11 protein-coding genes are annotated in these 13,225 nt (G+C 69.3%); 4 read left to right on the top strand and 7 right to left on the bottom strand.

Features of this window, described 5'->3' with window-relative positions; genetic code table 11:
* Positions 1–54: 54 nt before the first annotated feature.
* Together ACIBJE_RS21195 and ACIBJE_RS21190 are read right to left on the bottom strand one after the other, a co-directional pair.
* Complete coding sequence (locus ACIBJE_RS21195) at positions 55–834, bottom strand: ABC transporter permease subunit (protein WP_396750838.1); 780 nt, start codon at positions 832–834, stop codon at positions 55–57.
* A 1-nt stretch (position 835) separates the two neighbouring features.
* Complete coding sequence (locus ACIBJE_RS21190) at positions 836–1,738, bottom strand: ATP-binding cassette domain-containing protein (protein WP_396750836.1); 903 nt, start codon at positions 1,736–1,738, stop codon at positions 836–838.
* Between the two features lie 71 nt (positions 1,739–1,809).
* On the opposite strand from ACIBJE_RS21190, the gene ACIBJE_RS21185 reads away from it, so the two are divergent.
* Positions 1,810–2,280 (top strand): GbsR/MarR family transcriptional regulator, encoded by a 471-nt coding sequence (locus tag ACIBJE_RS21185; protein ID WP_396750834.1) that lies wholly within the window; start codon positions 1,810–1,812, stop codon positions 2,278–2,280.
* 183 nt (positions 2,281–2,463) lie between these two features.
* On the opposite strand, the gene ACIBJE_RS21180 is transcribed toward ACIBJE_RS21185, so the two are convergent.
* Both ACIBJE_RS21180 and ACIBJE_RS21175 read right to left on the bottom strand, forming a co-directional pair.
* Positions 2,464–4,338 carry a serine hydrolase gene (locus ACIBJE_RS21180; RefSeq protein ID WP_396750832.1) on the bottom strand — a complete coding sequence of 625 codons (1,875 nt, stop codon included), beginning with the start codon at positions 4,336–4,338 and terminating at the stop codon, positions 2,464–2,466.
* Positions 4,339–4,348: 10 nt separating this feature from the next.
* Positions 4,349–6,169, bottom strand: coding sequence for a glycoside hydrolase family 3 protein (locus ACIBJE_RS21175; protein ID WP_396750830.1), 1,821 nt, complete (start codon positions 6,167–6,169; stop codon positions 4,349–4,351).
* A gap of 230 nt (positions 6,170–6,399) precedes the next feature.
* Between ACIBJE_RS21175 and ACIBJE_RS21170 the strand changes: the two genes are divergently transcribed.
* Both ACIBJE_RS21170 and ACIBJE_RS21165 read left to right on the top strand, forming a co-directional pair.
* Positions 6,400–7,230, top strand: a complete 831-nt coding sequence (locus tag ACIBJE_RS21170; RefSeq protein ID WP_396750828.1) for a PIG-L family deacetylase — start codon at positions 6,400–6,402, stop codon at positions 7,228–7,230.
* A 436-nt stretch (positions 7,231–7,666) separates the two neighbouring features.
* Positions 7,667–8,545: an endonuclease/exonuclease/phosphatase family protein gene (locus tag ACIBJE_RS21165; RefSeq protein ID WP_396750826.1), complete on the top strand. Its 879-nt coding sequence runs from the start codon at positions 7,667–7,669 to the stop codon at positions 8,543–8,545.
* 267 nt (positions 8,546–8,812) lie between these two features.
* Here the strand turns inward: ACIBJE_RS21165 and ACIBJE_RS21160 are convergent, their stop codons facing one another.
* The 3 genes from ACIBJE_RS21160 to ACIBJE_RS21150 all read right to left on the bottom strand — a co-directional run bounded on the left by ACIBJE_RS21160 (position 8,813) and on the right by ACIBJE_RS21150 (position 11,690).
* A complete protein-coding gene (locus ACIBJE_RS21160) occupies positions 8,813–10,105 on the bottom strand; it encodes an exo-beta-N-acetylmuramidase NamZ domain-containing protein (protein WP_396750824.1) in 1,293 nt (430 codons plus the stop codon).
* A gap of 126 nt (positions 10,106–10,231) precedes the next feature.
* Positions 10,232–10,354, bottom strand: a complete 123-nt coding sequence (locus ACIBJE_RS21155) for a hypothetical protein (protein ID WP_396750822.1) — start codon at positions 10,352–10,354, stop codon at positions 10,232–10,234.
* Between the two features lie 109 nt (positions 10,355–10,463).
* Positions 10,464–11,690 (bottom strand): glycosyltransferase, encoded by a 1,227-nt coding sequence (locus ACIBJE_RS21150; protein WP_396750820.1) that lies wholly within the window; start codon positions 11,688–11,690, stop codon positions 10,464–10,466.
* A gap of 495 nt (positions 11,691–12,185) precedes the next feature.
* Between ACIBJE_RS21150 and ACIBJE_RS21145 the strand changes: the two genes are divergently transcribed.
* Positions 12,186–12,881 (top strand): GntR family transcriptional regulator, encoded by a 696-nt coding sequence (locus tag ACIBJE_RS21145; protein WP_396750818.1) that lies wholly within the window; start codon positions 12,186–12,188, stop codon positions 12,879–12,881.
* The last annotated feature ends 344 nt before the right edge of the window (positions 12,882–13,225 follow it).

The following is a 13,225-nucleotide window of genomic DNA, read 5'->3' as shown; positions in this document are numbered from 1 at the left end:
AGCGGCCGGCAAGCCCAACCTCACCTCGATGTTGGCGTCTGCGGCGCGGTTGCCTCAGGCGTTCAGGTCGCGGCGGTTGAACCAGACGGTGCCGACGGCTACGAGGACGAGCGCGGCGGTGAGCAGCACCGTGGCGTCGGCCCATTGGATGCCGTTCTTGAGGGGCTCCCCACTGATGTAGTAGTGGAACGGGGACAGGAACCTGCCTCCCTCGACGCCGAGTTGACCGGCGAAGGAGTGCAGCGCGTAGGCGATGACGCCGATCCCGGCGGTGGCGGTGAAGACCAGCGCCCGTTTGCCGGTGGCAGCGCCGATACCGATCGCGAGAGCACCGAACACGATTCCCAGCAGCGCCAGGTTGAGGCACTGGGCGGCGAACTCGGTGATGGTGACATCGGTCAGCTTCGCGCTGCTTCGGATGGCGAGCATGCCGAGCAGGATCGCGACGGCGATGACGAACGCGCCGACGCTGAGTGCGGCGAAACGCTGCAGGACGAGCCGTGTCCGGCTGATCGGGTGCGCGAGGATCAGGTCCAGGCGTCCGGACTCCTCGTCGCCGGCGATGGCCCGGGCGCCGGTCGCGGTGCCGTAGAACATGACGATCAGCGGCAGGATGAGCCCGAACACCGACGAGCCGAGGTAGCCCCCAGCGGAGGTCAGGTCGTCGAGGCGGAACGCCTCGCGCATTGCCTCCGGGTAGCCGGCGACGGCTTCGGCCATCTGTCCGCCGGAGACCTGGGGGTAGAAGCTGGCGTACATGACGGCGGCGAGGGTGGCACCGACCGTCCAGCCGGTGAGGACCCGTCGGTCGTCGCTCAGGGTCTTGGTCAGCACGTTAGGCAGCACGTGAGGCTCCGGTGTAGTAGCGGTGGAAGAGGTCTTCGAGCGGCGGTTCGGTGGCCAGGATCCCGGTCACGGTGTGCTCGTGGGTTGCCGCGCGCAGCAGCGCGTCGGGACTGCCGTCGAGCTGGCAGCGCAGCACGGTGCCGTGCACGCTGAGCCCGGTCACGCCCGGCACCGTGTCGAAGCTCTCCGCGGTCACTGGTTCGGCGAAGGTGATCTCGATGTTGCGGACAGCCTGACTGCGCAGTGCGGCGACCGTGTCGAGCGCGACCAACCGGCCTTCTCTGATGATCGCGACCCGGTCGGAGACCGCTTGGACCTCGGCCATGACGTGGCTCGACATGAACACCGTCTGGCCGTTCGCCGCCGCTTCGGACACCATCTGCAGGAACGTCTGCTGCACCAGCGGGTCGAGCCCGGATGTGGGTTCGTCGAGGATCAGCAACTCGGGCTCGTGCATGAACGCCTGGACCAAGCCAACCTTCTGTCGGTTGCCTTTCGAGAGACTCTTGATCCTCGCGGACAGGTCCAAGTCCAGACGCGCGGCGAGCGCGTCGATCCGCCCGGCTGGTACACCGGCGCGTAGCCCGGCGAGGAACCGTAGGCACGCACCGACCGTTTGCCGACCATCGACAACGAAATCCCCGGCGAGGTAGCCCACCCGCCGGTGCAGTGCGACCGCGTCGGTCCGCGGGTCCAGCCCAAAAACCCGGACGGTGCCGCTCGTCGGACGGATCAGGTCGAGCAGCAGACGAATCGTGGTGGACTTGCCGGCCCCGTTCGGGCCAAGGAAGCCCAGTACCTCACCGGAACATACCTGCAGGTCGAGGCCGTCCAGACCGCGGCGGCGGCCATAGGTCTTGACCAGACGGTCGAGCACGATCACGTCATCCATGCGCCGACCGTACTGAGATTTCAGAGATCTGTAAACACTCAGAATGTTCGGATGATGGTTACAGTGTGGTGATGAGCGATGATCTGACCCAGGCAGCCGAGCGTTTCGCGCTGACCCTGAGCCAGTACGGGCTGCAGCGGATGACCGCGCGGGTGATGGCGGCGTTGCTGTTCACCCAGCAGGACACGATGACCGCCGGCGAGATCGGCGAACAGCTCGGCGTCAGCTCCGGGGCGATGTCGGGCGCGTTGAGGAACCTCATCAGCATGGGGATGATCGAACGAGTGCCGGCGCCTGGTAGCCGCAGGGAGCACTTCCGCTTCCGCGATGGCGCCTGGGCCACCCTGATGTCCAGCCAGAACGACGCCCTGAACCTGATGACCCGGGCCGCCGACGAGGGCATCGCCACCGCTGGAACCGAAACCCTCGCCGGGCGTCGCCTCGTCGAGATGCGCGACTTCTACAGCTACATGCTCGGGGAGATGCCCGCGCTGATCGAACGTTGGCACGCCATGCGGCACCAACGTGCCGGCAGGTCCTGAAGCCGCCGCTGCCGAAACCACCCCTCACGCTGGCGGTGTCTGCCTCCCGTTACAGACCTGATCGCCGCTGCGTCACGTCGCGAGGGTTCAGGCGTGCAGATGGCGGCGGCGGTAGCCAACCGCGCCAGCGACCAACCCAACTTCGGCGAGGCCGGTCATCACCAGGGCTGCTGCTCCGCTACGTCAGTCGCGGGCGGGTGACCATCCGTTGGCGATGAGTCGGGAGTCGTCGCCACCCTCGCCTCGGAAGAGCACCCCGTCCCGGTCCGTTGCGAGGATCTGGTCGACGTAGACTCCGCGGCCCTGGCTGGAGCTGTCGGTCGTGCTGCTCCAGCGCAGGTGGGTCGCCTGGTCGGGCAGGTCGACCGTGACCTGCCACCAGACCCGGCCGCCGTGGCCGGTGACCGTGCCGTCGCTGGTCCACCGTCGGTCCCCTTGGTGTAGCAGCATCCGCCCCGGAGCCCAGGTGTGCCCTCCGTCCGTGGAGACCTCGAACCGGGCGCTGTCGTAGCGGGGCTCAGTGTCGTACCAGAGTAGGAACCGCGCCGTCCCGCCTCGCGCCGCCCGGCGCAGCGGTGCGGTGAGCGTGCTCGTCGCGCGGTCGCGCGGGTCGGCCCGCCAGGCCTCGCGTGACCGGGGGCGCACCGGCATCGCCTCGGCGAGGTCGCGCGCGACCGCGCGTCGGGCGAGGTTGTTGCTGCCCCAGCCGCGGTCGGGGTGCACCCGGTTGCTGAGCAGGATGACGAACGAGTGGGAGAGCGGGTCGATGACGATGGACGTGCCGGTGAAGCCGGTGTGCCCGAACGCCACGGGGGAGGAGAGCCCCATCATGTACCAGTGCTTGTTGAGCTCGAAGCCGAGTCCGCGGCGGCTTTCCGGATCGGCCGACTCCAGCCGTGCGTTGTAGTTGACCAGCATCGCCCGCACCGTGTCGTCCCGCAGGATCCGCTGCCCACGGTACGTACCACCATTGAGTAGTGCCTGGCAGAGGACGGCGAGGTCCGCCGCCGTGGAGAAGATGCCGGCATGCCCGGCCACGCCACCGAGCGACCAGGCGTTCTCGTCGTGCACCTCGCCCCAGACCATGCCGCGCCCGGCGTACGGCTGGTACTCGGTCGCGGCGATCCGCGACCGCAACTCCGGCCCCGGGTTGTAGCCGGTGTCGGTCATGCCGAGCGGCCCGGTGACGCCGTCACGGACCAGTTCGGCCAACGGTCGGCCGGTCACCCGTTCCAGCAGTACGCCGAGTGCGATCAGCCCGAGGTCGGAGTAGATGTACCGGGTGTCGGGCGGCGCCGTGAGCGGCGTGGCGAGCGTGGCGGCGAACCGCTCGGCCGGCGTCGGGTACTTGCTCCACAGCGCCGTGAATGCGGGCAGCCCCGAGGTGTGGGTGAGCAGCATGCGTACGGTGACGGCCTCCTTGCCACCGGCCGCGAACTCCGGAACGTAGTGGGCGACCGGCGCGTCCAGGTTTACCCGTCCCCGCTCGACCAGTTGCATGGTGACGATCGCGGTGAACAGCTTCGACACCGACGCCAAGTCGAAGACGGTGTCGGGCCGCATCGGGATCTGCTGGTCGGCGGGAAGCTCCACCCCGACCAGCCCGGGTGCCGGGCCGACGGCGGCGTACCGTACCGCCGTTCCCACGGCGGCGTGCTGCACGATCACACCGTCCTTGGCCGCCAGGGCCACGGCACCCGCGTACATGGGATGACCGGGATGGTCCGGGGTCGGCTGCAGATATGCCGCCAGGTCGGCGGGGAGGCGATCCACCTCCCCGGGAAGCAGGCCAACCTCGCGGGCGCTGCCGGGCCGCAGCGTGTCGTGACGGAACTGGATGTCGGCGGGGGTGACGACCGGCGGTCCGGGCTCGGCCGAGGGCGGCGCGGCGGTGACGGGCGCCCCGGTGGCTGGCATCGCCGCGCCCAGGAAGGCCACGGTCACGCCGAGCGCGACCTTGCGGAGCAGCGGGCGGGAGGACGCGGTGGCTCTCCTTCCCGCACCAGTGCCGAGCGCTCCCGCACCGACCACATCGGTGGAGAGATTCCTACGCTGCATGCGTCGCCTCCTACCAGGTCAGGCCGTGGCCGTACGGGTAGAGCACGGTTCCCGCGCCCTCGGCCGTGGGGATCGTGACGGGCAGCCGCCCGCTCGGGGACAGTTCGCCGTGCAGCGCGCGGACGAGGGCGTCCATCGCCGCAACGGTGTACGAGTAGGTCGCCAGGTAGGTGGTCACACCCGGCAGGTACGCGATGTCGTACGGGTCCCGGACCGCTACCACCACCACGGGTTTCCCGGTGTCCACCAGTGCCGCGACGAGGCGCCGCTGGGTGCCACGTGGGTCCGTGACGACGTCGTCCCACGCCTTGTTCACCAGCACAACGGTGAGATCATGGTCCGCTGCCTTGGCGGCCGTTGCGGCGATCAGCGCGTCGGACGGTAGGGTCGCGGGCTGGGCAGTGGCTCGGGCGCCGTGAGCGGTGAACCCGCCGGCGACCGCCGCGATCGGCGCGAAGGCGGCACTGTTCCAACCAGTGACCAGCACCGACCGGTTTGCGTGGGTCAGCGGCAGCAGCCCGGCGTCGTTGCGCACGGCGGTGAGGGTCGGGTCGGTCACCTGGGCGACGGCGGCGATGTGCTGGGGCGCCCCGACCGTCCGTACCGCCTCGTCGACGTCGGTCAGCGGCGACCCGGCCAGCCCTTGCCGGTACTTCATGGCGAGGATGCGCCGGACCGACTCGTCGATGCGCTGCTCGGTGAGCTCACCGGTGGTGACGGCCCGTAGCACCGCGTCCCGCGCCAGCCGGAGGTCCGGCGGCATCAGGAGCTGGTCGGCGCCGGCCTTGAGCGCCAACACCGGCACCCGGTCATCGCTGTACTTGTTTCGCACGGCGGCCATGTTCAGCGCGTCGGTGACGATGACTCCCCGGAAACCGAGTTCACCGCGCAGCACACCGGTGAGAATCGTCGGCGACAACGTCGCGGGGTTGCCGGACGGATCGAGCGCGGGCACCACGATGTGGGCGGTCATGATCGAATCGACACCCGCGGCGACCGCCCGCCGGAACGGCGGCGCGTCGATCCGGTCCCACTCCGCCCGGCTGTGGTCGATCACCGGCAGGCCGGTGTGGCTGTCGTCCGCCGTGTCGCCGTGGCCGGGGAAGTGCTTCGCCACCGATGTCACGCCGGCGCCGTTCTCAAACCCGGCGACCTGCGCGGCGGTCAGCTCAGCCACCAGGGCGGGGTCGGCGCCGAAGGACCGTACGCCGATCACCGGGTTGTCCGGGTTGATGTTGACATCGGCAATCGGTGCGTACGGCTGGCGGATGCCGACCGCCCGCAGCTCCCGCCCGGTGATCTCCGCCGCCGTGTACGCGGCTCGGGGCGACCGTCCAGCGCCGAGGGCCATCGCCCCGGGGAACTGCGCCGCGGGGGCTGGCATCCGCAGCACCACGCCCTGTTCCTGGTCGGTGGAGATGAGCAGCGGTACGCGACCCTTGGCGCCGTCACCGAGAGCGGCCCGCTGGAGCCCGTTGGAGAGTGTGGCGATCTGGCGGGGGCTATCCAGGTTGTGAGACCAGGAGAAGTAGGTGACGCCGCCGAGGTGGAACCGATCGATGACCTCGGCCGGCGTTTCGACGCCGAACGCGGCCCGGTTGGCGGCGCGGTCGGCGGCCGTGGGCTCGGCGGCGTCACCGCCGTAGACGTAGGTGGAAAAGAGCTGGCCGACCTTCTGCTCCAGGCTCATATGCCGCAACGTCGAGGTGACCCAGCCGTGCTCGGCGGCGGGCGGATTCACAGGTGCGGCGGAGGCCGGGACGGGGAGCGGCGTGACGGTGATCGCTAGCGTGGCCATCAGGACGGTCGCGGTGACGAGTCGAGCTTTCATAGACGATGGCCTTTCGGTCCGGATGGCTGGAACTTAGCTACCTATCTATGTGTCGTCAAGGAAGGTCAGCTACAGCTCGCGTCCGGTGCCGGTGCAGTGATGGTGCTCATCTCGTGAAGAGAGCGGCCGTCCGGCCGACAGGCTGGTGGCAGGACTCGGGCACCAGAACGCTTGGGCTGCGGTTCATGGGAGAAGCAACCGGTGTCGGACGTCCCTCGTATTGTGGTGGGGTGGCTGAGCGATCTCTGACGTTGATGGCGGTGCACGCGCACCCGGACGACGAGGCGACCAGTACTGGCGGCGTCCTCGCCCGGTACGCGGCGGAGGGGATCACGACGGTGCTCGTAACCTGCACGGATGGGCGGTGCGGCGACGGGCCCGGCGGAGTGAAGCCGGGCGACCCGGGGCACGACCCGGAGGCCGTGGTGGCGATGCGCCGGGCCGAGTTGGCGGCCAGTTGCGAGGCGTTGAAGGTCACGCACCTGGAGACGCTCGGCTATGCCGACTCCGGGATGATGGGTTGGGCGGCCAACGACGCGCCCGGCGCGTTCTGGAACACGCCGGTGGCGGAGGCGGTCGACCGGCTGAGCGAGTTGATCCGGCGCTATCGACCCGACGTCGTCGTCACCTATGACGAAAACGGCTTCTACGGCCATCCGGACCACATCCAGGCGCACCGCATCACGATGGCCGCCGTCGAGCGGACGGCCATCCCCGCGAAGGTGTACTGGACCACCGTGCCGCGTAGTGCGTTTCAGGAGTTCGGCCGCGTGATGAAGGAGATTGGCGTCGAGTTCCCCGAGCCGGACGGGCCGTCGGAGGCGGTGCCGCAGCTCGGCCTGCCCGACGACGAGATCACCACCTGGGTGGACACGAGCGGCTACGGCGCGCAGAAGTTCGAATCGTTGGCTGCGCACGCCAGTCAGGCCGAGAGCATCTTCTTCCTGCAACTTGGCCAGGAACGGTTCACCGAGCTGATGGGCGTGGAAACCTTCGTCCGGGTCCGCGACACCACCGATGCGCCGACGCCTGAGGACGACCTGTTCGCCGGACTGCGCTGACAGAGCACGTACGGTGGTCAGGGCCTGGTCCCTGCGGCGTCGTTGAAGTGAATTGCTCGACCAGGCAGGTGCCCATGCGCCGGGCTCGGGCCACAGCAGCACGCCCAGGAGCAACACCGCCAGGCTCGCTGCCACCGGCGGCAGCACCGGCCACCCGAATGTCGAGGCTCGCCACCACGAGCCAGGAACCTGAACCAGCACGACGCCGACCAGCGGCGGGCATCCACGTCTGGGTACTGCCTGCTGGATGTCGAGGAGGACCCGCCCGTCGATCTGGTACGGGATGAGGCGTACGCGGCGGACGTCCATGCCCTCGAACCCTCCGGCAAGCAGCCCTGCGTTCTGTAGAGAAACTTCGATATCGACTAGCATTGCGGCAATAACCTTCTCCGCCGGCCACGCTCATGTCGGCGTCACCTGACAAGAGGGGATCACCATGGCGAGTAGAAGACGATGGCCGGCGCGTAGCACGGCGATTCTGGTCGGTGCGATCGCGTTGGTGACCGGCCTGCTGCCGACCGCCCCCGCCGCCGCGGCGAACGCGGTCTTCCAGGCGGCGACGCTGAACATCTACAACGGACTCAGCCGGGCCGACTTCGTCTCCGACCTGCAACTGATCACCTCGAAGGCGGACCTGGTCGGCCTCAACGAGGTGGGGGAGCGGAAGGCACATCTGCAGGACTGGGCTGCGGCGAACGGCTGGTGGTATTACGCGCCCGAGCCGACGAGCGCCGCCCAGGAAGCCCTGCTGGCCAGGAAGAGCATGTTCGACGTGGTCGACAAGGGGTCCATCTTCGTGTGCGACACCAACGGGCCGGGGGAGGTGCCGCCCGCCCGCTACAACAACTGGGTCAGGTACCGGCACAAGGCGAGCGGCCGGAACGTCATCCACATCAACGTGCACCTGAACGCCAGCATCGAGAGCAACGGTCGGCCGGAGGATCTGCCGCGCACCCGGTGCGCCGAGGAGCAGATCCAGAACATCAAGGACCTGGCCGTCGGCAAGAAGGACGACGGCCAGATCATCGTCAGCGGTGACTTCAACATCGACTTCAGCGCCGACCGGGCGTACGGGTACGAGAAGTTCCCGTGGAAGGTCTTCGAAGCCAACTCCCTGCCGAACCTGCGCTCCGTCTACAACCTGTACGGGGAGAAGGGCACCGGAACGCACACGTCGGGACGGCACATCGACTCCATCTACTTCTGGAAGCGCGTGCCGGAGCAGCAGGTCATGTGGATGACCGACTACAGCATCGTCGGCGGCACGAAGTCCGACCACAACGGCGTCGTGGCGACGTTCGCCATCCAGATGTAGGTCGTCCCCGCGTCCACCACGGCGGGAAGCTGCGATGGGGCCGGCCTCGGCCCCGCCCCCATCGCGGCAACCGTCGCGACGTCGGCGCCGCGTGACGACCCAATGACGAGGGTCAGGGTGGCTGCCCGCCTGCCGGGTGTCGGAATCTGTCGGCGGCTGTCGACGTGGAACCTGTCCGCCCACCGGCCGGGGTGCCTTGCCCAGAGGTTCGCCATCCGGCCGGTGCCCAGTGGTGCGCGACGGGGTGACGGCCAGTACCGGTCGTGATCAGTAGAGCAGGTAGGGCCGGCGCTGCCGGTCGAAAGCGGCCAGCTCGTCGGCCCAGGCGCCCACCACGTCGTCCACGTCGGCGCCCGCGTCGATCATGGTGCGTAGCCGGGGCGACCCGGTGAGCTTGTCGATCCAGTACGGCCGAACCGCGTCCCACGTGTCCTGCCGCCAGGCGAACGCCGGATACTTCCGCGCCTCCACCAACATGGCCACCCCTGTGCGGATCGGGTCGTAGACGTGGCGGTCCACGACCTTCACCTCGACCCCGGCGCAGAGCTTGTTGAGCAGCGCCGGCTTCTGGCCGGCTGCGGTGGGCGAGAAGTACGCCTCCCGGAACCGCACTCCCGGCAGGTCACGGGCGTTGAGGCGGTCACTCCAGTGGTAGTCGAAGTCGGTGTCGAGTCCGCCGATCAGCTCGAACGGACGGCAGGTGCCGCGACCTTCGGTGATCGACGCGACGCCCTCGAAGAGGCAGGTACCCGGGTAGACGAGCGCCGTGTCGGTGGTGGGCATGTTGGGGCTGGGCATCACCCACGGCAGATCGGTGTCGGCCGCCAGCACGTTCCGCTTCCAGTGCCGGCACTGCACCACGTGCAGGTCGACCGGCCGTCCGGCCTCGGCGGGCAGGAACTCGGCGTTGAAGAGGCGAGCCAGTTCGCCGACGGTCATGCCGTGCTGCTGCACGATCTCCTTCAGCCCGACACCGGAGGTGTAGCCGGCGGTCATCATCGGGCCGTACGCCCGGCCGCCGATCGGGTTGGGCCGGTCGAGCACGACGTACCGCTTGCCGACCCGGGCTGCGGCGAGCATCGAGGTGTACATCGTCCAGATGTAGGTGTAGAACCGGGCGCCGACATCCTGGATGTCGAACACCACCGTGTCCGTCCCGGACCGGGTGAACATGCTCTCCCAGTCGGCCTGCGAGGCGCCGTACGCGTCGTAGACGGTGATGCCGGTCCGGGCGTCCGTGCCGGTGCCCTCGCTGCCGCCCGCCTGGGCCGAGCCCCGGAATCCGTGCTCGGGGCCGAACGCCGCCACCACGTTGACCTGACCCGAGCCGTGCACCAGGTCGACCAGGTGGCGGTAGGAGGAGTCGACGCCGGTGGGGTTGGAGATGATTCCCACCCGCTGTCCGCGCAGGTCCCGGAAGCCGGAGCGGACCAGCATGTCCAGGCCGGTCTCGACCCGGCGGATTCCGGGGTCGGCGCTGCCGGGTGCGCCGGCCAGGGCTCCGGCGAGGGTACCCCCGGTGACCGCGCTGGCTCCGGTGAGGAAGGTTCTGCGCTCCATCGGGTTCCTCCCAAGCCGCTCGATTCATCGAAACCTAGCTACATCCCGCAGGTCGGTCAAGGAAGGAGTCCTACATCGTCTCGCCGGTTGCCGGGAAGATGCATCACCTGCCGGTCGCCACCACCTTCAACGACCGTCAGTCGAGAAACCAGAAGTCGCGACCAGTCGGGTGGTGGCCGGCACGTCGTTGGGGACGGTGGAGGCGGTGCCGATGGCGATGACGGCAAGGCCGGCTCGGCGTGCCGTCATGTCACCCACCCGCCATCGTCCACCAGCCGCAGCGCGACGTTCGTCCCGACTCAGCCGACCAGGTCGCGCACCACAGCCGACGGCTCGACAGGCTCGTCGACGACCACGTCTACGAAACCGGCCGCCCGCCTGTCAGCTGCGTTATCAGCGACAGCACCGCAGCTGGCCCGTCGTCGGCCCGGACTCGGCGAGCGAGTTCGGCCGCGCGGTCGCGACAGGTCGATCGACCAAGGCAGGAGCGCAGCGCGTCGGTCAGGGTGTCGGTGGTCAGCTCGTGGATCGGCAGTGGGGGCGGCGCAACGCCGAGGCGGTGCAGCCGGGCTGCCCAGAAGGGCTGGTCCACCAGGACGGGCACGGGGACCGCTGGCACTCCCGCGCGTAGGCCGGCCCCGGTGGTGCCTGCTCCGGCGTGGTGGACCACGGCAGCCGTCCGGGGGAACAACCAGTCGTGTGGCAGGTCACCGACGAGCAGGGTGTCGTCACCGGCGGGTTCGAGTTCGGCCCAGCCGGACTGGACGACGGCGCGTACGCCGGCTCGTTTGACGGCGGCCGCGACGATGTCGTCGAGTCGCTCGTGGGTCGGGGTCATGCTGCCGAACCCGACGAACACCGGAGGGGGACCAGCCTGGAGGAAGTCGACCAGCAGATCCGGAGGTTGCCATCCCGGCGGCCGGGCCGGCCACCAGTATCCGGTCACGTGCACGTTCGTGGGCCAGTCCGCGGGTCGAGGGACCACTGCCGAGCTGTAGCCGTGGCAGATCGGCCAGTCGTCCGGTGGGCTGGGCGTCTCCCCGGCAGCGGGGAGGTCGAGCCGGGTGCGCAGCCGCCGCAGAACGTCGGCGTAGAGGACGCCGGTCCGGGCGAGCAGTTCGCGGCCGGCTGCGATGTTGTCAGCGGGCGACAGGTGCACGGCATCGGGCCAGCCAGGCGGTGGGAACTCCCGGGTGGGGACCCCTGGCGCGAGATAGACGCCGAGGCTCGGGATGCCGAAGCCTTCGGCGACGAGCCGGCTCAGCGGCGCCGGGCCGAATGCGGTGAGCAGAATGTCGGTGCCGGCAGCCGTGGCCGTCAGCACGCCCTCGCCCAGCTCGTCGAGGAACGCGGCGAAGACCGATCCGGCGGCCTCCGGGGAGGGAGCAGCGCTCCGTGCGCGTACGAGCTCGACCGGATCTCCGGGAAGGGCGCGATACTCCAGCCCGCAGTCTCGTACGAGATCCGCGAACCGGTCGTGCGCGGCCAACGCCACCTGATGGCCCGCTTGCTGCAGCCGCTGGCCCAGGCCCGTGAACGGTGCGACGTCACCTCGCGAGCCCGCTGTCACGATCAGAATCCGCATCGAGTATCCCCGGTCGTGCCGCTGGCTTTCGACCGCCGCCCCACCCGATCGTCGAGCCGATGTCGATTCCGGCGGGCAGGCGCGGCCTGTGCCGGGTGGCGGCGGGCGGCACCGTGCCTGACGGTGTCGACCGACCTGTCCGGGGCCCGCGTCATGCTGGCAGAGTTGCGGGCGGTTCGCCAGGTCTGCCCGGGAACACGACGGAGGCATGCCGTCACAACGTGGTCTCTACGCCGCGGCACCTTGGCGACAGGACCGCGGTCACGACCGGGCAGGCGGTGACCGCTGTTCCGGGTAATGCCAGAACCTCCCTGGGCCAGCGGCGGCCGACGTAGCGGGGTGACGATCCGATGCTCATGTGGAACGCGGTGCCACAAGATCCGGTGTTCGGCGGGCGGTCGGGCCGTCGCCGCACGTGCCGGCACGGGCACCGCAGCGGGTACCATGCATCAAGCGCAAGGGAGTTCGGTAGTGGTCTAGAGGAAGTTTGGAGCTATGTCGGCGGCGCAGAGGGCATCCGCTGGGGTCGCCGACAACGACGTCTCGAAGAAAGACGCCATCGTCCAGAGGCTTCGTGACGAGATCGTGTCCGGAGCTATCGCGCCGGGGGAGAAGCTCTCCGAGGCGCGCCTCGCCGAGCGGTTCGGGGTCAGTCGGATGCCGGTGCGTGAGGCGTTCAAGGAGCTCGAAGGCGCCGGATTTGTTTCGATCGAGCGTCGCCGTGGCACTTTCGTCAAGAGCCTCAGCCGGCACGAGATCCTCGATCTCTTCGAGGTGCGTGAGGCGGTCGAGGGGATGACCGCCCGGCTGTGCGCGAATCGCGCCAGCAACGAGTTCCTCGCGCGCATCGACGAGGTGATGGCCTCGATGCAGGACTGCGTCGAGGCTGGCGACACCGACGGCTACAGCGCAATGGACGCACGGTTGCACGAACTCATCACCGAGGGTGCTGGCAATGAACGGCTGAGTGACCATTACCGATTGCTGGTCCAGCATCTGAGCCGCGGCCTGCTGTCGTCGATCGTGACCAGGCGAGAGGGGCGGATGCAGCGGTCGCTCGCGGAGCACCGCGCCGTGGTGTACGCCATCCGCGCGCGGGACGCCGATGCGGCGGAAGAGGCCATGCGTGCCCACGTGCAACGTGGCCGCCTCGAGCTTCAGGACGAGGTCACCACCAAGTTCGGTCGCTGACCGGTCGGGCGCCTCCCGCGCTCGCCCCCGGCGCGGCCAGAAGGGGCCGTCGCCGGACCTGGGCAGTGGTCCGGCAGCGCCACCCCGCACGCGAGTCCAGCCCGGCACGTGCGCGCATCCGCTGATCGCGCCCCGGGGCGAGAGCGTACGCGCGGTCTTCTCCTCGGCCGGTGCGGTCCAGCGGCCTGGACGGCCTCGCTTCCACCGCCGTTTCTGCCGATGCCGAGTCGGCCCGGCCTGCGGCAGGCCGCCGGTGTTCAGACCGGAGCAACCTCTTGACAACTGGTATGTCAGATCAGCAGTATCTGGTTCGCACCACCACGCTCCCGCAGTACACGCGCTTG

Source organism: Micromonospora sp. NPDC050187, assembly GCF_044459745.1.
Taxonomy (GTDB): Bacteria; Actinomycetota; Actinomycetes; order Mycobacteriales; family Micromonosporaceae; genus Micromonospora.
Note: the sequence above shows the minus strand (reverse complement) of the source record. Positions and strands in the feature narration are given on the sequence as shown.